Here is a 23167-nt window from a genome sequence, read left to right as displayed (position 1 = left end):
CCGCAGCGGTCAGTCGCAAAGCCGTTTCGCTTCTTCCATGATGCCCGCTACGATATCGGCAGCCGCCACTTCTTTTGTCACCATCCGCGTCGATTGTCCCGCCCATAGCGACATGAAGTCGGGAATGCCGGCTTTTGTGGCAGCAGCGCGAATGTCTTTTGTTATTGTATTCTGAGACGGAAAAGGAAGTGGCGGGGTTCCCGCTTCTTCAAATTCTTTGATAAAACGGTTTTGTATGCCACGCGCCGGCCGGCCGGAAAAACTTTTCGTAATGACCGTACTTTCTTCATCACTGTCAAAAATCGCTTGTTTATAGACAGCAGGCGCCCCCGACTCGGCAGCACTTAAAAAACGCGTGCCGATCTGCACAGCTGACGCTCCAAGAACGAGCGAAGCCACGAGTCCGCGCCCATCGGAAATTCCTCCCGCTGCGATAACCGGAACCGACACGGCATCCACCACTTGAGGAACAAGTGACATGGTGCCGACTTGTGCTCCGTTCGGGTGTTTTTCAAGTGAAAAGGTGCTGCGGTGGCCGCCTGCTTCGCTGCCTTGCGCAACGACAGCGGACACTCCCGCTTTTTCTGCCAGTTTCGCTTCTTCCACTGTTGTCACCATAGTGACAACGAGCACCCCTCGTTCTTTCGCTTTTTTCATTTGCTGGGGTGTTAAACAGCCAAAAGCCGTACTGATCACCGGCACACCTTGTTCCAGGCACACTTCGAACTGTTCTTCGCTCCAATCAGAGGAGGCATACGATGACGAAAGTTCTTCAATCGTTAATTCCGAACGAAAACGACTTAGGACTTGCTGCACTTCCGACAACCGTGTAAAATCGTCTCTTGCATCAGCAGCAAAAATGTTGACCGCAAATGGCTTTGAAGTCCGCTTTTTCATTTCTTCAATGGACGAACGCAATGCATCCGGCGTCATGTAAGCAGCTCCAAAAGTGCCAAGCCCTCCCGCTTCACTGACTGCCGATACCAATTCAACCGTAGTAGAACCGCCAGCCATCCCAGCCTGGACAATTGGAAGTTCAATGCCAAACAGTTTACAAATCTCTGTCTTCAACTCGATCATATAATCTCCTCCTCATGGTCATTCAACTTTTATCGTTCTTCTCTTCAGTATCCCGAAAAAGAAGTCCGTAAGCAACCTGCAACTTTTTCCTGAAAGATTCGTTCTGTATGTATAAGCAAACACAAAAAAAGGCGGGGTTTACTAATGAAGGGGTTCCTTTCACTTCTGGGTATCACTTTAATCGTCGGTGCATTTGGTCTAATTTCATTGTCTTTCTATGGAAATCCATTAGAGGAGTTAAAAAGCCAGCAAAGGATGCAAGCATATATCGAAACACGTCAAAATCATTCTGCCGATTCAGCAGGGCATTCAGTCATGCCCGTCAGTACGGCAGTCACTGACGCCACCATGTCCTATTTCAACTTTACGGATAGTTGCGAAAGGCTGTTACCATGAAAAGAGTTGCCCTGAAATTGACTCAGGGCAACTCTTTTTACTTTTATTCACTTGAGTTAAGTTCTCTTTATACAAAAAGACGGATATGATTTCCTGCAGGGTCTGTTGTTTCCAAATAATTTTCGTGGTCAATAACTTCAGCACCTACTGCTTTCAGCCGCTCTGCTACGTTTCTTCGCTTTTCCTCATGTTCCAGCATCAATGCGTAATATCCCAGCCCGGCGGTTTTTTCAGGCAGTGCGGGTATGCCGATGCCATTCCATACATTCAATCCAATGTGATGATGATATTTCTGATCCCCGAGGAATAAGGCCTGGCCGCCCATTGATGTCATAATTTCGAATCCAAGTCCTTCTGCATAAAACTTCTGTGCAGCAGGCAAGTCGGACACATGCAAGTGGATATGGCCCATCACTGTACCGGAAGGCATTCCGTTCCATACTTCTCCAGCTTCCTGGGCCGCTTGGACAACGCCTTCTGCATCAAGCGGGTCAACTGCCATCCGCACTTCATCTCCGTTCCAATCCCATTCTTCAAACTCACGGTCCCGGTAAATTTCGATGCCATTTCCTTCTGGATCCGATAAGTACAGCGCCTCGCTGACTAAGTGGTCGGAAGAACCGAGACGTATCCCCAGCTGATGCAGGTGGAGCAGCACTTTCCCCAGCTCCTTGCGGCTCGGCAGCAAAACAGCAAAGTGATAAAGCCCTGCATATCGCTGATTCTTTGGTTCAAAACCTTCCATTGTTTCAAGTACCAATAACACCGTGCCATCGACACCTAATGACGTTTGATTTTCCTCCGTGGAAATTACTTCAAAACCGATGACTTCCTTGTAAAACTGAGTCATCTTCGGCAAATCAATTACTTTTAATCCCACTTCGCTCACATATGTAACCGGTTTTTGATGAAAATTCATTTGTATTCCTCTTTTCTTTAGTTACTTTATGTAACCTATTATATTTATACAACTAAACGAAGTCAAGTAAGTTAATTCTTTTATTCAATCAAGCATTTATGATATTCTAAACAAAAAGGAGGAATACACTTGGATACCAGCGTGATTTGTCCGAGATTTGAAAGCGCCATTTCGCTCCTGAGCCAGCGATGGACCGGCTTGATCATTTACCAGCTATTATCCGGCCCTCAACGCTTCAGCCAATTGACTGAAGTAATCGGCATCAGTGGACGGCTATTATCCGAACGCTTAAAGAATCTGGAATCCAATGGGCTTGTCATCCGTACAGTCCATCCTGAAACTCCAGTACGCGTGGAATACCAGTTAACTGAAAAAGGCATGTCTTTAAAACCGGTGATGGATGAGATTCAGAATTGGTCCCAACACTGGGTCGATCTTACTGAAACAAAATAAAACAGCGTGTCCGCATAAAAACGGATACGCTGTTTTATTTTGCCTGCAGATTCATAATATACTGCAATCCATCATGTGCACTGTTGAAAGTCGGAGTCCCGCTTTCAAGTTTGACAATCGACATCGCTAATTCCGGACCGATCCCGACCAAAATGCAAGTAGTTCCGATCAAAGTCAAACTGTCCGTCAGCATTTCTATCTGGTAGCGGATCTGACTTTCGAATTCCGTCAGGCCGCTCAAATCCACCAGTACATATTCAACCCCTTTGTCTGCACATTCAGTTAACACTGTCGCAATCAACTGATCTGACCGTTCTCTGTCGAATTCGCCGATCAGTGGCAATGCAATTGTCCGCTCCCATATATGCAAAATGGGAATGGACAACTCCTCAATCAGTTTTTCGCTTCTTTTTTGCTCTTCGGCCTGCGTTGTAACATCCATCAGCATCACAATATAGCCGTCAATTATTCCTTCTTCGTTTTGAATGGGTGTAATAACGATGTCCGTGACAAACTCATTTCGTATGGTAATCCTCGCTCTGTGAACTTCCGTCAGGTTTTCCATGATTTCTTTTTGGCGTGCCGGGTCTTCATGGAAAATATCCATGCTCTTTCCAATGAGCTCTCCGCAGTCTTTGAATCCAAACAACGGCGCAATGTCCAAAAGCAATTTACAGGCTTCTGTGTTCATCCATCTGATGGTATATGAATCATCAGCAATGACAATTGTCTCGCCGATATAGTCAAGAGCATTCAACAAGCTTATATTCCCTGGGATTGTTCCAATAGCTGTCATAGATAACCACCTTATCATCAGTTTACATTGCTTTCTATTTACCCTTGTTTCAAAAAAGTTACACTATATCACGATAGATAATTAATATTTTTTCGTCTTCAGAAAGAGGCAGGGAGAGCGTGACAAGCGGTCAGTCCGGAAAAAGAAAAAGCAAGCCTTCCCAGGCCTGCTTTTCCATAGTAAAGTCAATCGTTGTCTCTGTATTTTTCGTTGGAATTTTCGTCGTATTCCAAGTCTCTGTCTGGCATGGGATCTATTTCTTTTTTTTCTGGAGGCATGTCCCTTCGCGGCTCGACTTCCGGAATCAGTTCTTCACCTTCTTTGTATTCCCTGTCTTCCTTGTCTTTTCTCATCGAATATCCCTCCCCGGCTTTCGTATGTTAACTGTATACCCGCTGTATTCTTTTTCAAAGCCTTTACTGCACAGGTACAAAGCCGGTTTTCTCGACCAGTTGCTGGCCTTCTTCCGAAACAATCCATTCGATGAACGGAGCCACGTTCGGATTCTCACTGCCCGCTGTAATTGCGTAGAATTCCGAAGTGAGCGGATAAGCTCCCGAACGGATTGTATCAATCGTCGGCTCGACCCCGTCGATTGCCAGCAGCTTGACTTTATCGTTCCGAACCATTTCCATGGAATAAAAACGGAACGTATATCCGATTGCATTTTTGTAATTCCGGTAACTGGCCACTTCTTCGATTATGCCGCCCATCCCGGATACCAACTCTTCCGTTTCCGGTTGCTGAATAGGCATTCCATCCATGAAATTGATAAAAGTCGTCTGGCTGCCGCTGTCTTCCGGACGCTGGAACGCACGGATTTCATCATTTCCTCCGCCGACTTCCTGCCAATTCGTGACATCTCCGCTGTAAATCTGCCGCAGCTCTTCGCTTGATAAATCATCCACTCTATTTCGTGCATTGACGAAAAACACAAACGCTTCCCGTCCAATAGGCGTCAAATGAAGTTCCACTCCCGCTTCCTCGGCAGCTTTTTGTTGACCTGCCGAAGGAGCAGCTGCGAAAATGACATCGGCGTTTCCTTTGATGAGACGGCTGTAAGCAGAAGGTGTCTTGGTTGTCGCAACCGGTCCGCTGTAAGGATTATACTCATCTTCTCCTTCAGGATAGGTCGCCTGTGTGAAAGCAGCAAACAAAGGGTACAACGCCGTAGCTCCGTCAAGAGTCGGCAGTTCGCCTTCAATGGTGAAGGAAGACGGCTGCTCCAATTTTGCCAGCTGGTCACTTTCCGTAAACGGTTGATACGCATATAAATCCACTTCCGCATCATCCACTTTTGCAAAACTTTCCTTATAGTAATGTGGAACTGCAAAGGAAAAGCCAACCGACAGACAAAGGACGATCAATACCGCCGTTCTCTTGCCATTAAGTCGTTCGTTTATGTAGACTATTAAAATAATCAACGAAATAAAAACAGCGACCATTAAACCGGTCAAATGCACTGCCCCCGTATTCAACAGAAACAGCAAACTACCCAACGGCATAATAACCAGTGCCATGATCAATGCAGCCAGTAACATTACTTTGTAATATTTCATCTTTCCCATTCTCCCATCGCTCTTGTCAGCCTTACTGTTTCACCAATGATTCAATCAAAGTGATATCATCCGAATAAGCCAGTTCCAATTCGGAAAGCCGGCTGATGGGCTTCCAGGCCACATCCTGAATCCATTCGTCTCCTGCGCTCACTAAAAGTTCGCCTCCGGTAATTTCCACCCGGAAGTAGTACAACTCAAACGATATAGCAGCGTTATCGTACGTTCCGGTTTTCACTGTCAGCTCCTCCAGGGCACGGACCCTCAATCCTGTTTCTTCAAAAAATTCGCGTTCGCAGCTTTCCTTCAGGGTTTCGCCTTGTTCCTGTCCACCTGAAGGCACTCCCCATTTCTTCTCTTCTCCCGGCGGACCCTGCAATACCATCAATACCTCGTTGTTGTCATTGACGCAAATTCCCGCCGCGCCTTTCCAATCTGACATTTCCATAACCATTCCTCCAGTGCTTATTGTATGAACTGTTTCAGTATTTAAGTGGCTGTTTCTCCATCATCAAATTTCCTATTGTAAAAATAACATACTCTGCCTTTGTTATGGAGAACGTCTGTAAATAATAGCGGGAATTTTTATGAAATCAAAACAAAGACAGCTTGCTGATTGCAAGCTGTCTCTAAGACCTTACTATTCCGCCTTTTTTTCCTGAGCATTGTCCAAACGCAGGCTGTGCGTCGCTTCCGGTATCCCCAGGTCAGCCGAAAATCCATTTGCCCTGTAGAACGCATCTGCCACCGAGGACTCGGTACGCACGACGAGTTCAGTGAAATGCCCTTTCGCATAATTGACGATTTCCGTCAGTAAATGCGTCCCAATTCCTTGCCTGCGTGCTTCCTGGGAAATGTAGAACCTTCGAAGTCGGCCGACGCCTTCTTTCGACGAATAAGGATCCCGATTCAATCCCCCAATTGCCACCAGATGGCCTTGTGGATTCCAAACCCCGTATAAAATTTCACCGGCTTTGTTGAATGTATTCGTGCCGTCCTCGTACTGATCGACCAAACGCCTTAAGAAGCGATATCCTTCCGCTTCGCTTTCCTCCACCAGCTTCTCCACGTCTTCTGTTTTCAGCTTTTTTATCTCTCTCAAGTCAATGGTCATTGTACGCTCTCCTCCTGGTTCTCTGTTTTCTCCACTGCAGGATTCCCTTATCTTCTTACCCTTTCAGTTTATCGGAGTTGCTGCGCGAATGCCATAAAAATTACAGAATATTCATTTATTTTAAAACAAATAAAAGACTGTGCGCAAACACAGTCTTTTCAGTCATTCCGCGTTCATGGCTGCGGCTTCTTCGTTGGCTCTTTTCACTTCGATTTTTCTGACGATGAAGATACTTGCTTCGTACAGCACGGCCATTGGGATCAACACCAGCAACTGACTGAGAAAATCAGGAGGTGTAATGAGAGCCGAAACGACGGCCAGTGCCAAATACGACCATTTTCTGACTTTTTTCATCGAAACAGAAGTGAGGATTCCAAGGGATGATAAAAACAGCGCAACTACCGGCAATTCAAATAATAGCCCCAGAGGAATGGTTGTCATAATTAAAAAGTGGATGTATTCATTCGCTGAGATTAACACATCAAAGTTTGCCGCTCCCAATCCAACAAGGAATTGGAAACTTAACGGATTGACGATAAAATAACCGAATGCTACTCCTGCGATGAACAGAAAAAACATGACCGGTGAATACAACCCGATAAACCTGGACTCCTTTTCCTCTAATCCCGGTTTGATGAATTGCCATAAAAAATGGCTTAAAAACGGCAAGGACAGCCCCAATGCCAAAGTCACTGAAATGGAAGTATAAAATTTGATGACTTCCAGTGGTCCCAGAATCACCAAACTATTGCCTTTGATGATATGGGGGAACCAAAAATTCAATGTCGAGAAAACCAATAGCAAAAAGAACACAAAGACGAAAGCGCTCTTAATGAGCTGCTTTCGTAGTTCACTTAAATGATCCACCAATGTTTCAGTGTGCGTATCAACTTCCTCGTTTTCCGGTTTTTTTGGTGGTTTTTCCGGCGGTTTTTCCGGCGGTTTTTCCGGTGGCGTTTCCATTGGCGTTTGTGGAGTCTTTTCCGCTGGCTGCTCTGGATATGCCGCTTTTTTATGCAACGGGCTTATTAACTTTCGTTCCCCATACGGATCCATGTAACCACCTTCAAACTTTTTCGGATTTTTTCTCTACTTTTATTTCTTTTGCGTCTTTTTCAGCTTTTTCATCTTTCTCTTCCGTTTCATCATCGTCCATCAACCCTTTTGTGGAACTTTTAAATTCCGCAAATGTTTTGCCGACCGCTCCGCCGATTTCCGGAAGCTTTCTCGGCCCGAAAATGATGAGGACAATGACTAAGATAATAATCAGTCCTGGAACTCCTATAGAAGCTATTCCTCCCATGATGCATTCCTCCTCCAATCAATTCTGCCCCGGCAGAATGGCGTCCGGATTTTGAATGGCGCTTGCGTCATTAACTCCCTTCAAAATCCGTGACATCCGCCGGAGGCTTGACTTGAATCAGCAGTGAGACCCCTGCTGGTTCAAGTCAGACAAGTGAACCGCCGTTTTGGCTGTATTGGATAACGCCGTCAGCGCACCGGTAAGCCAAAGCGCCTACTGTTCCTGTCGGGTTGTAACCGCCGTTGTGAGCGAAGTTACCTGCACCGACCACAAACAGGTTTTCGTAATCCCAATGCTGCAAATAATTGTTGACTACACTGGTTTCCGGTTCAGCACCCATGATTGTGCCTCCGGTATTATGTGTCGTTTGATATGGGACGATGTCATAATCGGAAATCGGATTCCCGCCGACTACCGTCTGCGCCCCCATTTCCTGCATGATTTCGGCAGCCCGCTCTGTTAAATAAGAATGCAAGGCCCGGTCCTGGTCGGTGAAGTTATACGTCAACTGCAATAATGGGACGCCGTAAATGTCTCTGTAAGTACTATCCAATGTCATGTAATTATCACGGTGAGGCATGGAAGCGCCTTGTCCGCCTACGTTTAATGTTCTTGTGTAATTTTCAATGGAAGCTCTTTTAAAATCAGCTCCCCAGGATGGTGTGTCCGGTGGAACCGGGTTCGTAGCGATTGGCCGTGATCCTGTTTGCGTCATTGAAAAGCTGGCACCGTGGATAAAGTCCAAATCGCTGTGATCAAAATTGTCACCATTGAAATCATCAATCGACATTCCGAGGGCACCGGCTCCCATAAAGGTGTTCATCTGTTCTTCAAAAAATCCTGAAGCGCCTGGAAGGATCTGGTAAGCGTAGTTTTTGCCCAAGGTTCCATTTCCTGTTTCCGGATCGTACATTTCCCCGATGTCTGAAACCATCAGCAACTTGGCGTTATTCATAACATAGCTGGTCAATACGACCACTTCCGCCGGCTGGATGAATTCTTCGAAAGTGACAGTATCAATATAGCGGACGCCGGTAACACGGTCTCCTTCTTTCAGGACTTCCACAACGTTGGCGTTGAAAGTGATATTATAATTCCCTGTTTCTCTTGCGGCTGGAACAACTGTAATTTCCGGAGACGTTTTCGCCCCATACTCACAGCCGAACCGTTCACAGAAACCGCAATATTGGCAGGCGTTGATTTGCTGGCCATCCGGGTTTTCGTATGGTTCCGAAAGGTTGGCCGAAGGCAGCATAAACGGTGAATACCCCAGGTTTGTGGTAGCTGTTTCAAACCGTTGCAGCAAAGGTGTCTTTTTCATGGGAGGAGTTGGATAATCGCTTGAGCGCTGCCCTGCAAACGGGTTGGCGTCTTCCCCTGAGATACCGGCTACTTTTTCAAATTTGTCAAAATACGGCTCCAATTCATCGTAAGTAATGCCCCAATCCTGAATGGTGTACTCTTCAGGAAGTTTCCCTGGCCCGTATTTCTCGTCAGTCATCGTTTTGATCTCAAAATCGTACGGCAAAAAGCGCCAAGTCTGGCCGTTCCAGTGGGTTCCAGCGCCACCTAGGTGTTCACCCAATAGAAACGATCCCATCTGACGCATCGGCAATGCCCGCTGGTCGCGGCTATTGCGGAACGTAATCGTTTCACGTGATAAATCCTGCATCAATTCATAGCGTATCGCATAACGGTATTCATCGTGGACAATGCTGAAATCTTCAGTTCCACGTTCACGACCTCTTTCAAGACCAACCACTTGCAACCCTTGCTTGGCGCATTCCGCTGCAATGATTCCTCCTGTCCAGCCGACTCCTACTGTTACAACGTCTACACTGTCTAAAGTCGTTACCATGTAAATCCCCCCATAATGTTAATGTTGTTGTCCAAGTGATTGCGGCTCGATTTCCACAAAGTCTTCACTTTCAATTTCGTTAATGTATGCTGGCTGATGCCCAGGGAAGTTCTTCATTCTCCAGCCTTCCATGTTCTGATTGCCTCCATAAATTGGATCTGCATAAGCACCGTTCAGAGTCGCCTGCCGCAGCAGCCGGAAGAAGAAAAGGGAAGAGACGCCTTTCATTTCAATTTCGTTTTCCTGGAAAGCTGTCAGAATTTCATCCATTTGTTCGCCTTCCAGGTCCACAAAGTTGGCGTCGAAACGGCTTTGCGCTTCCCGCTGCATGATTTCCAAGCCTTGCCGGAACATTTCATTCCGCCGCAGCCGGCTTTGGTATCCCTGCGTTGTCTCGCCTTCAAAAAATGGCGGTTGCATGTATTCTTTTGAGTTTTCACCGTAAGCGCCCGCCAGTTGGCCATCTATGAAATAAGGTACCCCTAATCCGATGGCTCCGGGTCCTAAATCGTCTTCCGGAAAGATCCGTTCAGTCGCCTGGGCAAGAATTTCGAATTCCGCGTTGTTGCGGAAAAACTGCAACCCTCTTACGCCTCCAGCTGAACCTGTTTCTTGTTCATTTGTCTGGTTTGGAGGTCCATCAGGTGAAGTTGGCGACGCGCCATTCTGTCCTGCATTTGCACCGATTAAACCGCCGATAACGCCGCCGCCGATTAACGCACCTGTGGCAATCCCCGATGTTTTCAAAAAGTCCCGTCTGGAATAATTCTTGCTGCCTTTGTCATTGTTCGCCATTCTCGTAACCTCCTTTGTAATCTAAAAAAGTTCGAATATTCTCTTTTGTACCCTTTTTGCAGTAAGTTTAATCATTATTGAACAGGGAATTTACAAGTAACACTGGAAAATTCAATAAAAGTTTTATTTCCCATTTAGGGCAAAACAAAAAGAGCCTATCCGGTCAGATAGGCTCTCCATAAAAAAAGGCCAAGGGAATGGACACCTCGGCTTTGTAGCTGATGTTATTCGATTTTAAAAATTCGTTTAGTTCAATACTTTAATTTTGATGTTTTTACGGCCCCAGTTAAGTGCTGCCTGCTGAGACGGGATGAATACATCAATTTTATTTCCTTTGATTGCTCCGCCTGTATCGCCTGCGATAGCTGTACCATAACCTTCAACCCATACTTTAGAGCCAAGTGGAATCACATTCGGGTCCACTGCAATCACTTTCTGGTTCGGGTTGGAGCGAAGGTCGATTCCAGTGCGTGTGATACCTGAGCATCCCGCACAATAAGCCGTGTACGCTGTCGCCGAAACAGTCATTTCTTGACCTGACTGAGACGATGCCACTGATGCCGAAGCTTGAGTTGGTGCTTTCGTTTTTGCTGCCGGAGCTGGAGCCGGTGCTTTTGACTGTGCCGGTGCAGTTGCTTTTGCAGCTTTCGGAGCTGCTGCACTTCCGCTGACTGCTAACTTATCGCCCGGGTAGATCAAATGGCTGCTGATATTGTTCCAGCTTGTCAATTGGTCCAATGAAATTCCGTGTGCTTTAGCGATCTCAAAAAGAGTGTCTCCGCTTTTTACTGTGTAATGAGATGATTTTTGTTTGGCCGGTGCTTTTGCTTCACCGTCGATTTCTAATGTTTGATTAGGCATAATAAGATCTGAAGATAAGTTGTTCAAACTCTTAATCTGTTCGACCGATACATTTTTCTCCTGTGAAATTCCCCAGAGCGTATCTCCGGATTGTACTGTATAAGACTGGGCGCTTGCCTGGCTTGCTGCGCCTACGCTCAATGCTGCGACTGCTGCTAACGTGATAATTTGTTTTTTCATAGAATGAAATTCCTCCTTTTCACTGACAAGGAGAGCATAACACCTGAACATTTCATTACGATTACAAACAATCGATGATTATTTATCAATTACGTTACGTCGAAGTATCCTTTGTTACGCTTTGTAATAAACTTGGCTGATATTTGATATTTAATTTTCACATGGTTAAATCATCCATTACATGCTTAAATAAGCACGAAAAACTGCATGCGCCGTTTTTATCTTTTTTGAAAAAGCAATAAAAAATCTGCCGCATAAAAGCGGCAGATCGGCTTGTCTTCCTATACTTATTTAAAAACGCTGGTGCTGTGAAGCGGCTGGAGCTTGGATTTTGGATCGAGATAAGCTTTGGCGTTATTGATCGCTGTAGGGGCTTCGCCGAACCCGACCGCAATCAGTTTCACCTTGCCTTCATACGTCGCAATATCGCCTGCAGCATAAATCCCTTCAATGCTTGTCTCCATTTTGGAATTGACTACAACGGAATTTTTCTCCATTTCCAGTCCCCATTCCTTGATGGGCCCCAAAGACGTGATATTTCCATAGTTGACGATGACATGGTCTGCTTCCAGGCGTTCTTCATTTCCTTCTTTGTCAATCAGCACAAGTTCTTTGACTTGGCCATTTTCTCCAACAAGCTCTTTGACACCATAAGGTTTTTTCACTTCCACTTTTGACTGATGCAGCGTGTCAATGTTCGCTTCATGAGCGGTCATCTTTTCTCTGCGGTGACTCAACGTAACATGAGAAGCTACGTTTTCCAGCATCATCGCCCAGTCAACGGCAGAGTCCCCGCCTCCCAGGACAACAACTTTCTTGTCATGGAATAAGGTAAGGTCTTTTACACCATAATGAAGTGTCTTGCCTTCAAATTGCTCTGCACCTTCCACAGCCAATTTACGCGGCTGAAATGCACCAACTCCCGCAGTCAGCAGGATAGCTTTCGAATAATGCATGCCTTTGTCTGTTTGAATGGCAAAATGATCGCCGTGGCGTTCGGCAGCTGTCACTGTTTCTTCCAGACAAATCGCAGGGTTTCCGTAGTTGGCTTGCTCCACCAGGTTATCAACCAGGTCTTTCGCCAGTACTTTATGGAAACCGCCGACGTCATAAATATACTTATCAGGATACAATTCGGTCAGCTGGCCGCCAAGCTGAGGCAAGCTGTCCAAAATTTTTACATTCATCTTGCGCATACCGCCATAAAAAGAAGCAAACAATCCCGTCGGGCCGCCCCCGATGATTGTAATATCGAAAATTTCATGTTCTTCCATTCATAACACTCCTAATCTGATCAATAACTATATCCTATCATATTTTCCCCTATTTCACGCTATTGGACTTATGACGGAAATAACAGAAAGAAAATTTTCTTTTTTCAGTGAAACTACTACATTCTTTTCCGAATTTCGGTAAACTGAAACATAGAAACCTGCAGAGAGGAAGATGGAGATGGATTTGGGTTTAGCAGAAAAAATAGCCGTGGTCATGGCTTCCAGCAAAGGACTGGGGAAAGCGACAGCTCTCGAATTGGCAAGGGAAGGCGCTACTGTCGTGTTGTCCAGCCGCAGTGAAGAAGCACTGAAACAGGCGGCAGAGGACGTCAAACAAACGACCGGGAATGACAATATTCATTTTCGGGTCTGCGACATGTCCAGTGAACAGGATATTCAATCCTTGTTTCAATTTGTCACAGAAAAATTTGGTCGCATCGACGTCTTGATCAATAATACGGGCGGTCCGAAATCAGGGGGCTTCGATGCCGTTTCCGATGCTGATTGGTATGCGGCTTTCGACCGGAACCTGCTGAGCTATATCCGGACGGCGCGAGCGGTTCTTCCCTATATGAAAAAGCAGCAGTTCGGGCGCATCATCAACGTATCTTCTTCTTCGACAAAAGAAGTCATTGATGGGTTGATCCTGTCCAATACGTTCCGTGCAGGTATGGTTGGGTTCTCGAAAACTTTGGCGCGCGAAGTGGCCGCTGACAATATCATGGTCAATACAGTAGGTCCTGGACGAATCGCGACAGACCGCGTAGCGGAATTAAACGAAATCGCTGCTCAAAAACAAGGCGTCCCGGTTGAAGACATCGCGAAAAACAGCGAAGCACAAATTCCGAGCGGGCGCTACGGGGATCCAGAAGAATTCGGCCGAATCGTTGCATTTCTCGCCTCTTCCGCCAATTCGTATCTGACCGGCCAATCACTGGTGATCGACGGAGGCCTGCTAAAAGCACTTTGATGCATCAAATGATTATACAGTTACAGCAAAAGTCGATATACTGAGGAATGTACAAATTGAAAAGGAGATGTTGTAAATGGCGAAAAAAGGACACATCCACATGGAAAACGGCGAAGTAATCGAGTTTGAACTTTTCCCGAACGAAGCACCCAATACAGTAAAAAACTTCGAGGAACTGGCAAATTCCGGTTTCTACAATGACGTTACGTTCCACCGTGTCATTCCCGGCTTTGTAAGCCAAGGCGGCGACCCAACCGGTACAGGCGCAGGCGGCAGCGGCAAAACGATCAAATGTGAAACAGAAGGCAACCCGCATAAACATCAGGCAGGCAGCCTGTCAATGGCACATGCCGGAAAAGACACTGGCTCGAGCCAATTCTTTATCGTCCATGAACCACAACCGCACCTTGATGGTGTCCATACCGTTTTCGGACAGGTGACTTCAGGACTTGAAACAGCCAAAGCGATGAGCAACGGCGACAAAATGACAAAAGTACACGTTTTCGACGAAGAATAAACGTGCTGAAAAAACCGGCTTGAGGATTGTCCTCAAGCCGGTTTTTTACTTACTTCCATGCAATTCTTTGTCAATTTCCGTTCTTGTTCGCCACTTCCCGCTTTTTCCGCAACCGGAGAAAAAGACGGAAGTTGTGAATGAGCGTTTTCAGCACGGCATACAGCGGAATGGCAATCAATATGCCAACAAATCCATAAAGGGCACCTGCCACCAACAGCAGCAGGATGATGGTCAATGGATGGATGTTCAACCGGTTCCCCATGATATTCGGTGTCACCAAATTTCCTTCAAGCTGCTGAACAACCCCCAATACCAGCAAAACCTTTACAGCCATGAAAAAATCCTGATTCATCAAAGCCACAAAAACGGCTGGGATGATGCCGATAATCGGGCCTAAAAATGGCACTACCACCAAAAACATTGCAAAAATTGCAAGAGAAAGTGCATACTCAAGTCCAATGATCAAATAACCGATGTACATCAATACACCGACGACCCCTGCCACAATCACTTGTCCCACAATAAAAGTGGACAAGGTTTGATTGACATCCTTCAGCAGTTTCTCGCCTTCTGCTTTGTGATTTTCCGGAATGTATTTCATCAAGTAGGGTTTCAGCCGATTGTCATCTTTCAGTAAAAAGAAGAGAATAAATGGCACTAACACAAGAACAATGACGACGTTCATCAGCATGGAAACAATATCCATTATATTTTCCAATAACCGTTCGGACAAGGTCTCGACATAACCAGTCACCCGCTCCAGCAATTCTGCCCCGGATAAACCCCCGATTTGAAGATTGGTAATGGCATTTTCCGACTCCTCTGTTACTTCTTCCACTTTTTCAGGTGCCATCTCCACTATGTCCTTTACTTGCTGCTGAATGGTCGGCCCAAAGTAATAGAACAAAGCCGTAAACAAAATCGCGATCACTCCAAAAATAATAAGGATTCCTGCGGTCTTTGGAACATACCGGCTGAGTAACTCAACGACTGGCCGAAGGATGTAATACAATACACCCGCCAGCACAACAGGTGCAAAAAGTGTTGTAATGATGACTTGAAATGGCCATAGAAAGTAATCGATTTTCCCCAGGAAAAAAATTGTAATGACAACTAATAAAATTCCGGTGGTATATTCAAAAAACGGCTTTTGTATCCACACCCCGTTTCACTCCTTTTCACTTTCTCAGCACCCAAAAAAGAGCGAAAGCAGGAAATCCTTCGCCTTCGCTCTTTTAGAGTTTCTTATTCTTTTTCCAATTCTTCCATCTCTCTATGAGTTTGCGGGAATGCATTGGCCTGCCACTCGTCGCGATAAGCTGAATCCAGTTGAGTCAGTCCTTTTTCAGCAGAGTCGACATCTGCTTCCACGCTTTCTTTCCGGTCGACTTCGAGGCTGTTGTGCATATCCACGTCTTCTGCAGTCGGTTCAGTTTTGTTCTGATACGCCTTAAACACAAAAATTCCTGCAGCGGCAGCTAATGCGCTCCCCACTATCGTATTCATCATTGACTTCTTCATCCAATCCCTCCAAATAAGAACATGTTATTTCACTCTTCTTTGTTGTATACCCTAAAAAAATGTTTTTAAATACCGATTTCGCAAAGAAATTTCGAATCGCCTTATTCTTTTAATTGCCGCAAAGCTTTTTCTTCGGCCGGAATCCGCACCAGAAGAAGGAGAAGAGCATTGGCAAGTGAAAAGAACAAAGCTGTACGCCATGCACCGAAAATGAGCGGCAGAGCAGCTATTTCCATCGCAACCACCACGTAATTCGGATGCGGAATCCATTTGTATGGTCCGCTTCGGACTTTTTCCGCTCCCGGCAGCACAAGAATCTTGGTGTTCCAAAAACGGCCCAAAGAAGCCAGCGCCCACACCCTCAACACCTGGGCGATGACAAATACAACCAGGAACATTGACCATGCCGGCCCCGGTTGCCCACCAAGATAACTGCCTTCTGCTGTCAGGGAAACGAAAAACAGCACATGCAGCAACACAATCCACTTATAATGTTCAGCCCCCGCTTCAATCGCTCCTTGCGATTTCATCCGCTGTTCGTTGAATCGTGCGTACATCACTTCCAATAGGCGCTGTACAATGACCAGAGCAACCAGTATTGTAAAAAAAGTCATGAGCCGGCGTCTCCCCATTCCAGCCACAGCATTTCGGAACTGAATCCCGGTCCGAGGGCTGTAAGCAAACCTTCTTCTCCCTTTGAAGGATTGTTTTCCATAAACTCCTTCAACACATATAACACTGTGGGCGAGGACATATTCCCATAATTGGCCAGCACGTTTCTTGAAACATCCGTTTTTTCTTCCGGCATTCCCAACGCTTTCTCATAAGCTGTGAGTACTTTCTTGCCTCCTGGATGAGCCACAAAATGAATAATCTCTTCTGTTGTTTTTCCCAACTTGTCCAGAAAAAGGTCTACATTCGGCTTGAGCCATTTCTCGATGATTTTTGGAATGTCGCGCGAAAAAACGACATGAAGCCCCTCATCTTTAATATCCCACCCCATCACATCTTCTGAGTTCTGCATCAATGTCGACTGGGTATCCCTAATGTAAAATCCCGGAGATGGCGCCTTCACATTCCTGCCGGTCACTAAAGCACAGGCAGCTCCGTCAGCAAACAAGGAAGTACCGATCAAATTGCTTTTGGACAGGTCGGAACGCTGAAATGTTAAACTGCATAACTCGATGCACAGTACCAATACCTTTGAATCGGGATACGCCAGGCAATAATCATGGGCACGGCTGATTCCCGAAGCGCCTCCCGCACATCCCAGCCCCCACAAAGGAATGCGTTTAACATGGGGAGGAAACTGCAGTTCATTCATGATTCGGGCATCAATTGTCGGCGTCGACATACCCGAGCTTGAGACAAAAAAGAAAGCGTCCACCTCTTCTTTAGCCACTTCGGCTTCTTTCAGACAGCGGGCCACAGCACGGCTCCCCATACGTACTGCTTCTTCGATATAAAGCTGATTTTTTTCTTCAAGGCCCCGTTCTCTTTCGAACCAATCCAATGGAGCCGCAAAATAACGGCCTTCAATTTGTCCGTTGCCAAAGACCCGCAGCAGCCTTTCTATATCGTCGTATCGATCACCAAATAAATTCCTGACCACTCCTACTATTTCTTTCTGATCGACATGATATGGCGCATTTTCGGTCACCACTTTCCGGATGAACGACATTGACTTTCCCTCCTTTTCATTGGTTCAAAAAACCGCCCTTAAAGTTGGACGGTTTTTACAAAGTTAACCCGGCGCTTTCTTCAATTGTCCGATAAGCTTTTGGGCCACTCCTCGTGCTGAAGCTGGATTTTGCCCGGTAATGAGGCGTCCGGATGTCACCACACAGGCACCCATCGGCAAAGCCGCTTTCTTAAAAAGCGCTCCCCGTTCTTTTACTTTCTGCTCCAATGAAAATGGAATGTGCTTGTAAAGTCCCAGCAACTTTTCTTCACGGTCTGAAAAAGCGGTCACTACATGCCCCGCCAATAGATAATTGTCATCGGACAACCGGACATTTTGCAACCCGCTTGGCCCATGGCACACCGCAGAAACAATCCCGCCGTTCTCGTAAATTTTCACTGTCAGTTTTTGCAGGTCCGGATCGTTCGGAAAGTCCCACATCGTACCATGTCCCCCTGTAAAGTAAATGGCTGCATACTCTTCATTCATTATGTCTTTCGGGGTCAGCGGATGTTTTAACCGGTCCATGAATTGGTCATCCATGTAATACTGGCGTGTCTGTTTGTGATACAGTACAGCTGCAAGGCTTCTTGGATCAATGGGGACCCGTTCGGGAGCAGTGCTGATGATGTCAATCCGGAAACTATCTTTTACTTCGTGGTAAAAATCCGTCAACTCTCTCAGCCAAAGCCCCGTTTTTTTCCCTTTCTCCCCTAACCTGGCGTGATTTGTCACAACGATTAAAATCTTTTTCATGTTGTTCTCCTTTCCTCAATAGAGAAGTCTTTTCAGTTTTCCCTTTTATTTCAATTGCATTCCACTTTTTATAAAATATATTCTTATATTATCAGAATATACAGTTTATTTGTGGGATTTTTCATTATTTTGTGGTAAAATAAACGGAACCAGGGAGGGATGTGTGATGAAAACCATTGTGTCTTTTATTGCAGCCGCCGTTCTCGTGTTTGGTGCGTTTTCGACTTCCCCAAAAGCAGTTGTCCTGTTTGACGATGTTACTGCTTCCCATGAATTCGGGTACGAAATTGCCTACTTGTATGAAGAAGGGATTGTGGCAGGTTACGGCAACGGAACTTTCCGTCCTTACCAGACCATCACCAGAGGGCAGGCCATGGCTATGATGGGACGGGCACTTGGATTGAACGATGCTCAGCGCTCAACGTCATTCTATGATGTCTCGGCAGGCCACCCGTTCTCAGGCTATATTGCCTCTGCAGTGGATGAAGGCATTATATCCGGTTTTCCGGATAACACCTTCCGGCCGAACGCCACGTTGGACCGGGGACAAGCAGCCATCATCATCGATCAGGCGATGATGTTGCCTGATGGCCCACAATCAGGATTTTCAGACATGGGACCAAATGTCGCGTCCAACGATGCAGTCAACAGCTTAACTTATGAAGGAATTGCCAATGGTTATCCGGATAACCGGTTCCGGCCTGCAACTTCCGTAACACGAGCTCAATTTTCCGCATTTCTGGCACGCGCAGTAGAATCTTCTTTTGTTCCGGAGAAACAGGAATTGCTTGAAACAGCAAACGATATCCTGGGCCAGTTGCAAAACGAGGATTTTGCTGATGTTGCCACCTATGTCGGTGAAGATGGAATCACTTTCTGCCCTTACAGTGGTGGATGTATCGACGATGGAGGCGTTACTTTCACTGCAGCTGAACTGGAGGATTTCATGCAGGACCAGCAGGTTTATCTGTGGGGCCATCAAGACGGATCCGGCTTTCCGATTGAGTTGATGCCGGCCGGCTATTACGAGGAATACATGATGGAGGCGCCTTACGAGACAAAAGAACGCTATAACTATTCCAATCAATTTACGACCCGGGAGTTTATCAAACAAGTATTTCCACAAGGCACCATCGTGGAATTCTACTATCCGGGAACCGAACAGTATGACGGCATGGATTGGCAAAGCCTGAATATGGTATTCGAAAGAGACAGCAACGGTGAATGGGTACTGGTGGCCATCGTCAATGACCGGTGGACCATTTAACAACAAAAAGATGGACATGGCTGATTGAATCGCCGTGTCCATCTTTTTAGTGAGCAGTAAATTTTTCCAATAAGTTCATCAAACTTTTCTCGAAGGTTTCATTGTCTTGAGGATTGCGTTTTTTCGGCCCTTTCATCCGCCCGCCTCCCTGGCGTATTTTTTTGGCCACATGGCGGCCATGCAAGAGCTGGTCAATGTTTTCTTCCGAATAAACCCGTCCATTCTGATCGATGGCATGCCCTCTTTTGGCCAATACCATCGCGGCCAATCCGTAATCCTGCGTAACGACTACATCGCCTTTTTCCACTCGGTTGACGAGCACAAAGTCGACCGCGTCCGCCCCTTTTGACACCGTAACTGTTTCTGCCCCTTCCCGCTGCATTTCATGCGAAGTGTCGCACAACAAAAGAACCGGCAGGCTGAAGCGCTTCGCCACTTTGATCGCCAAATCCACTACCGGGCATCCATCCGCATCTACCAATACTTTCATCGACTGCCGTCCTCTCCTTTGCGCAGATCATCGACCAGCTTTTCTGCCGCCCTTTTGTAAAGCTTACTCATGTGAGCAAGCGAAGCGATCAGCAGCACCTTCTCGAGTTCTGAATCATTTTCCTCGTTTGGCAATACATTCGCAGCTGTTTCCATATGGCGGGACAATCCTGCTGTGAAAACATCCCCATTATCCTGCTGTACTTTCAAATAACTCCTGTAGAATGACTCTAGACTTCCTTCCTGCTGCACGGCTTTATCGTTAATCCCTTCCAGGGTTTTTTTTACGTCGTTAATCGACAAAACACTTTTCATCTGATAAATCATATTGATTAACATTACGTGATTGCGGGAATACTTTTTACTGTCAATCGGATAAAACAACTTCCCTTTCGCATAATTATTAATCATCGTCTTTGTGAGAATTTTTTCATCCTCATGCCTTTTCGACACTGCAAAGCTGTTTTCAAACAATTGGATGACTTGATCACTGTACAAATCAATTTTCGGAATATCTTCGACTTCTATCCGGTTGTGCAGCGCTATGCTGTCTGCTAATTTTTCTGCCTTATCCATCACGTCACGCCCTTATGCCATCATTTGATACTACCTATTTTACATCAAGGAATAAAACGTTCCAAGCTTGACCCAGAAAATATATACGGTTATTATTGTAAGTAGTTTTAATAACTACATACATGGAGGTTAACATTCATATGATTGCATACATAAGAGAACCTTTCAATGCGTTATCCCACTTGGCCGGTGCCATTTTTTCTTTCGCTGCTTTACTCGCAATGGTCATAAAATCTTCTTATGCACAGGCGCCTGCTGTTCATCTTGCGGCAGTCATGATTTTTGGCATCAGTCTCATTTGCCTGTATTCAGCATCCGCACTGTACCATTCCGTTATCGCCCGACCTTCCGTCATTGCTTTTTTGAGAAAGCTGGATCATTCCATGATTTTTGCTTTAATCGCTGGATCCTATGCCCCTTTCTGTCTGATTGCCCTTGGCGGCACATTGGGATGGACACTGTTTTCATTTGTCACCGCTATCGGATTGAGCGGCATCTTTTTCAAGATGGTATGGTTTCATTCTCCCCGCTGGCTTTCCACCGCTTTGTATATTGCCATGGGCTGGATTATTATTTTTGCGGCCGTTCCTCTGGCAGACAGTATGGCTTTCATGGGATTGGTGTTATTGATTTTCGGGGGAATCCTTTACACAATCGGCGGTATTATTTATGGACTGAAACCGAAGTTTTTATCATCCAAATACTTGGGCTTTCACGAGATTTTCCATGTCTTCATTTTATTCGGCAGTTTATGCCATTTCCTTTCTGTGTATTTTTATGTGCTATAAACCCAAAACCCGTCTGCTTGGAAAGCAAGCAGACGGGTTTTTTCGATTTCTATTCTTTATGGGTTTCCAGTGCACGCATCAAGTTTGCGTAGATTTCAATATCTTTAAAGCTGATTCCCAAGGTCACAGCGGTTTGGGCAATTTCCGGACGGATTCCCGACAGCACCGATTGGACTCCGATGATCCGTAAAGAAGCCATCAATTGAAACAATTGCTGAGCGACCATGGTATCAATTACGGCCACTGCGGACAAATCGATAAAAAGAGTATGCAGATTTTTACTGACACTTTGTTCAAGCGTACTTTCCAGAATCGTCTTCGCCCGACTCGGATCGATATCACCGACAAGTGGTAAAATACCGATGCCCGCTTTGATCGGGATAACGGTACTGCTCAACTCGTCTATCATTTCCTGCTGACTCGCCAGAATTTTTTTATTTGCTTCGTAATGCTGAATCGCGAAATTTTCGATGATATAGTCAAAAGCTTGGTTCATCGCTTCACTCCAGCGCAAGGCGTCTTCACTGGTCGCTTGTTCCGCTTGGCCAAAGAACTTCCTGACATAATTCCAATAAATCGTACGGAAAATACGCAACTGCGCAATCACTTCATGGAGAGCAACATTTTGCTGCGCCCGTTCTTCCGCCACTTTTTCCACCCATCGCTCGATGGAGTTTAAGTAATCCTCGCGTTCCTGTATAAAAACCGATGAAACAGCTTCTATGAATTCGGTATTCTGTTGACGCAATTGCTCCGCTATTTTCTCAGGGGCATTGGCCGAATAGGTGGAACCATCCGACTTATCACGTGTCTGGAACCACTCATTCGTCATATTGCATTTATGTTGAAGTAAGAAATCATATAAGTTTCTGCTGATTTGTCCCATGGCCGACTGTCTCCTTTTCTCATTCTATCTCCATATTATAGGAATCCTCCTATATTATCCACTGGCAAACAGAGGCTGTATTTCAAAAGAATCGACTAGATGATATGATAGTCGAAAAGAAGGAGAGGAATTTGACGATGGAACAATTTGATCTGAATGACAAAGAATTGGCTCTTTTGCTGTATGAAGCCCATCTGAACAATCAACCGATCGGAAAAGATAAAATACCCGCCTTTTTAGAAAAAGACAAAGCATATGCCGTCCAGCGGGCTGTCACGGAAAAAAAGACAGCTGACAGCGGCGAGGAAGTGGCTGCATACAAAATCAGTTTGACCAGCAAAGAAACACAGGACCTGTTCGCTTCTGATACTCCCTTATATGGGGCGATGACTGCTTCGGCGCTGTCCGACGGAACTATTCAGTTGTCATCGATGCTGTCGCCGCTGATTGAAATCGAATTGGTGTTTATTGCAAAAGAAGATTTGTCCATAGAAGATGATATCGATGCCATCATTGAAAAGACGATGGTTGCTCCCGGTATTGAAGTGCCGGATTCCCGTTTCGAAGACTGGTTTCCAAATATCACATTAAGCCAAGTCATCGCCGACAGCGCCGTTGCCGGAAAGATTGTCGTCGGCGAAGCGATTGATGACTACAGCTACAATCAATTGGACGGGATAAACGGCAGCTTGACTTTGGACGGGGAGGAAATTGCAAACGGCCCTTCTTCTGACGTATTGGGCCACCCTGTCAATGCCGTGAAATGGCTTATCAACGAATTGGATGCACATGGATTGTCGCTAAAGAAGGGAATGCACGTGTCATCCGGCACATTCATCCTGCCGAAACAGCTTGAAAAAGGACAATACGAAGCCAGCTACGACGGTCTTGGCTCTGTGAAATTGGAAGTGAAATAAGAGCGAAAAGACGAAGTAAAAAAGACGGCCCCGCAGATTCGCAGGGCCGTCTTTTTGTTTTGGTAATGTTTCCCTGTATCAGCCACAAATAAAGAACATTTGTGGCTGTCACTGTGCTCCTGGTTTGAAGTGAAAAGCCACTTCAGAGAAAAAAGACCGCCTCCCCCTCCGAAAGAAGCGAAGCGCAAGCCAAGCTATTATCCCAGCAACTCCA

At 45.8% G+C, this 23167-nt stretch carries 27 protein-coding genes; 6 read left to right on the top strand and 21 right to left on the bottom strand.

Going from position 1 to position 23167, the window contains the following annotated elements:
- Positions 1–9 precede the first annotated feature (9 nt).
- Together EEX84_RS10745 and EEX84_RS10735 are read right to left on the bottom strand one after the other, a co-directional pair.
- Entirely contained in the window at positions 10–1080 is a 1071-nt protein-coding gene (locus tag EEX84_RS10745) for an NAD(P)H-dependent flavin oxidoreductase (RefSeq protein WP_123165639.1), read from the bottom strand.
- Between the two features lie 463 nt (positions 1081–1543).
- Complete coding sequence (locus EEX84_RS10735; protein ID WP_123165637.1) at positions 1544–2395, bottom strand: VOC family protein; 852 nt, start codon at positions 2393–2395, stop codon at positions 1544–1546.
- Between the two features lie 129 nt (positions 2396–2524).
- Between EEX84_RS10735 and EEX84_RS10730 the strand changes: the two genes are divergently transcribed.
- Complete coding sequence (locus tag EEX84_RS10730; protein WP_123165636.1) at positions 2525–2848, top strand: winged helix-turn-helix transcriptional regulator; 324 nt, start codon at positions 2525–2527, stop codon at positions 2846–2848.
- Positions 2849–2882: 34 nt separating this feature from the next.
- Here the strand turns inward: EEX84_RS10730 and EEX84_RS10725 are convergent, their stop codons facing one another.
- The 11 genes from EEX84_RS10725 to EEX84_RS10680 all read right to left on the bottom strand — a co-directional run bounded on the left by EEX84_RS10725 (position 2883) and on the right by EEX84_RS10680 (position 12585).
- Entirely contained in the window at positions 2883–3644 is a 762-nt protein-coding gene (locus EEX84_RS10725) for an STAS domain-containing protein (protein WP_123165635.1), read from the bottom strand.
- A 185-nt stretch (positions 3645–3829) separates the two neighbouring features.
- Positions 3830–3997, bottom strand: a complete 168-nt coding sequence (locus EEX84_RS16600) for a hypothetical protein (protein ID WP_192892956.1) — start codon at positions 3995–3997, stop codon at positions 3830–3832.
- A 63-nt stretch (positions 3998–4060) separates the two neighbouring features.
- Entirely contained in the window at positions 4061–5203 is a 1143-nt protein-coding gene (locus tag EEX84_RS10720; protein ID WP_123165730.1) for a PstS family phosphate ABC transporter substrate-binding protein, read from the bottom strand.
- Positions 5204–5234: 31 nt separating this feature from the next.
- Positions 5235–5648, bottom strand: a complete 414-nt coding sequence (locus EEX84_RS10715; protein ID WP_123165634.1) for an NUDIX hydrolase — start codon at positions 5646–5648, stop codon at positions 5235–5237.
- Positions 5649–5840: 192 nt separating this feature from the next.
- Entirely contained in the window at positions 5841–6314 is a 474-nt protein-coding gene (locus EEX84_RS10710; protein ID WP_123165633.1) for a GNAT family N-acetyltransferase, read from the bottom strand.
- 162 nt (positions 6315–6476) lie between these two features.
- Positions 6477–7370, bottom strand: coding sequence for a twin-arginine translocase subunit TatC (tatC, locus tag EEX84_RS10705; protein WP_123165632.1), 894 nt, complete (start codon positions 7368–7370; stop codon positions 6477–6479).
- Between the two features lie 10 nt (positions 7371–7380).
- Positions 7381–7617 carry a twin-arginine translocase TatA/TatE family subunit gene (gene tatA / locus EEX84_RS10700; RefSeq protein WP_123165631.1) on the bottom strand — a complete coding sequence of 79 codons (237 nt, stop codon included), beginning with the start codon at positions 7615–7617 and terminating at the stop codon, positions 7381–7383.
- Positions 7618–7762: 145 nt separating this feature from the next.
- Complete coding sequence (locus tag EEX84_RS10695; protein WP_123165630.1) at positions 7763–9475, bottom strand: GMC family oxidoreductase; 1713 nt, start codon at positions 9473–9475, stop codon at positions 7763–7765.
- An 18-nt stretch (positions 9476–9493) separates the two neighbouring features.
- Positions 9494–10270, bottom strand: a complete 777-nt coding sequence (locus EEX84_RS10690) for a gluconate 2-dehydrogenase subunit 3 family protein (protein ID WP_123165629.1) — start codon at positions 10268–10270, stop codon at positions 9494–9496.
- 246 nt (positions 10271–10516) lie between these two features.
- On the bottom strand, positions 10517–11311 hold the full coding sequence (locus EEX84_RS10685; protein ID WP_123165628.1) for a LysM peptidoglycan-binding domain-containing protein: 795 nt from the start codon (positions 11309–11311) through the stop codon (positions 10517–10519).
- A gap of 287 nt (positions 11312–11598) precedes the next feature.
- Positions 11599–12585, bottom strand: a complete 987-nt coding sequence (locus EEX84_RS10680) for an NAD(P)/FAD-dependent oxidoreductase (protein WP_123165627.1) — start codon at positions 12583–12585, stop codon at positions 11599–11601.
- Between the two features lie 178 nt (positions 12586–12763).
- On the opposite strand from EEX84_RS10680, the gene EEX84_RS10675 reads away from it, so the two are divergent.
- Together EEX84_RS10675 and EEX84_RS10670 are read left to right on the top strand one after the other, a co-directional pair.
- Positions 12764–13555 carry an SDR family oxidoreductase gene (locus EEX84_RS10675; protein ID WP_123165626.1) on the top strand — a complete coding sequence of 264 codons (792 nt, stop codon included), beginning with the start codon at positions 12764–12766 and terminating at the stop codon, positions 13553–13555.
- Positions 13556–13631: 76 nt separating this feature from the next.
- The gene (locus EEX84_RS10670; RefSeq protein WP_123165625.1) at positions 13632–14072 is read left to right on the top strand and encodes a peptidylprolyl isomerase; all 441 of its coding nucleotides are present in this window, start codon (positions 13632–13634) and stop codon (positions 14070–14072) included.
- Between the two features lie 70 nt (positions 14073–14142).
- On the opposite strand, the gene EEX84_RS10665 is transcribed toward EEX84_RS10670, so the two are convergent.
- The 5 genes from EEX84_RS10665 to EEX84_RS10645 all read right to left on the bottom strand — a co-directional run bounded on the left by EEX84_RS10665 (position 14143) and on the right by EEX84_RS10645 (position 18030).
- Positions 14143–15234 (bottom strand): AI-2E family transporter, encoded by a 1092-nt coding sequence (locus EEX84_RS10665; protein ID WP_123165624.1) that lies wholly within the window; start codon positions 15232–15234, stop codon positions 14143–14145.
- Between the two features lie 83 nt (positions 15235–15317).
- Positions 15318–15593 carry a hypothetical protein gene (locus EEX84_RS10660; RefSeq protein WP_123165623.1) on the bottom strand — a complete coding sequence of 92 codons (276 nt, stop codon included), beginning with the start codon at positions 15591–15593 and terminating at the stop codon, positions 15318–15320.
- 101 nt (positions 15594–15694) lie between these two features.
- On the bottom strand, positions 15695–16207 hold the full coding sequence (locus EEX84_RS10655; RefSeq protein ID WP_123165622.1) for an isoprenylcysteine carboxyl methyltransferase family protein: 513 nt from the start codon (positions 16205–16207) through the stop codon (positions 15695–15697).
- Positions 16204–17274 (bottom strand): type III polyketide synthase, encoded by a 1071-nt coding sequence (locus EEX84_RS10650; RefSeq protein WP_123165621.1) that lies wholly within the window; start codon positions 17272–17274, stop codon positions 16204–16206. Before EEX84_RS10650 ends, EEX84_RS10655 begins: the two co-directional genes overlap by 4 nt.
- Before the next feature lie 63 nt (positions 17275–17337).
- Positions 17338–18030, bottom strand: coding sequence for a type 1 glutamine amidotransferase domain-containing protein (locus EEX84_RS10645; RefSeq protein WP_123165620.1), 693 nt, complete (start codon positions 18028–18030; stop codon positions 17338–17340).
- A 166-nt stretch (positions 18031–18196) separates the two neighbouring features.
- On the opposite strand from EEX84_RS10645, the gene EEX84_RS10640 reads away from it, so the two are divergent.
- Entirely contained in the window at positions 18197–19297 is a 1101-nt protein-coding gene (locus tag EEX84_RS10640) for an S-layer homology domain-containing protein (protein WP_123165619.1), read from the top strand.
- Between the two features lie 46 nt (positions 19298–19343).
- Here EEX84_RS10640 and EEX84_RS10635 read toward each other — a convergent pair whose 3' ends face one another.
- Both EEX84_RS10635 and EEX84_RS10630 read right to left on the bottom strand, forming a co-directional pair.
- Positions 19344–19787: a YaiI/YqxD family protein gene (locus EEX84_RS10635; protein WP_123165618.1), complete on the bottom strand. Its 444-nt coding sequence runs from the start codon at positions 19785–19787 to the stop codon at positions 19344–19346.
- Complete coding sequence (locus EEX84_RS10630) at positions 19784–20362, bottom strand: DUF1836 domain-containing protein (RefSeq protein ID WP_123165617.1); 579 nt, start codon at positions 20360–20362, stop codon at positions 19784–19786. The genes EEX84_RS10635 and EEX84_RS10630 overlap by 4 nt, the downstream gene beginning before the upstream one ends.
- A gap of 140 nt (positions 20363–20502) precedes the next feature.
- Between EEX84_RS10630 and trhA the strand changes: the two genes are divergently transcribed.
- Positions 20503–21150, top strand: coding sequence for a PAQR family membrane homeostasis protein TrhA (gene trhA / locus EEX84_RS10625; protein ID WP_123165616.1), 648 nt, complete (start codon positions 20503–20505; stop codon positions 21148–21150).
- 49 nt (positions 21151–21199) lie between these two features.
- Here the strand turns inward: trhA and EEX84_RS10620 are convergent, their stop codons facing one another.
- The gene (locus EEX84_RS10620) at positions 21200–22036 is read right to left on the bottom strand and encodes an STAS domain-containing protein (RefSeq protein ID WP_123165615.1); all 837 of its coding nucleotides are present in this window, start codon (positions 22034–22036) and stop codon (positions 21200–21202) included.
- 137 nt (positions 22037–22173) lie between these two features.
- Between EEX84_RS10620 and EEX84_RS10615 the strand changes: the two genes are divergently transcribed.
- Positions 22174–22953 (top strand): 2-keto-4-pentenoate hydratase, encoded by a 780-nt coding sequence (locus tag EEX84_RS10615; protein WP_123165614.1) that lies wholly within the window; start codon positions 22174–22176, stop codon positions 22951–22953.
- Positions 22954–23167: the final 214 nt, after the last annotated feature.

Origin of the sequence: Planococcus salinus (genome assembly GCF_003719725.1) — a bacterium.
Classification (GTDB): domain Bacteria; phylum Bacillota; class Bacilli; order Bacillales_A; family Planococcaceae; genus Planococcus; species Planococcus salinus.
The sequence above is the reverse complement of the archived record's forward strand: the minus strand, read 5'-3'. Positions and strand labels throughout refer to the sequence as shown.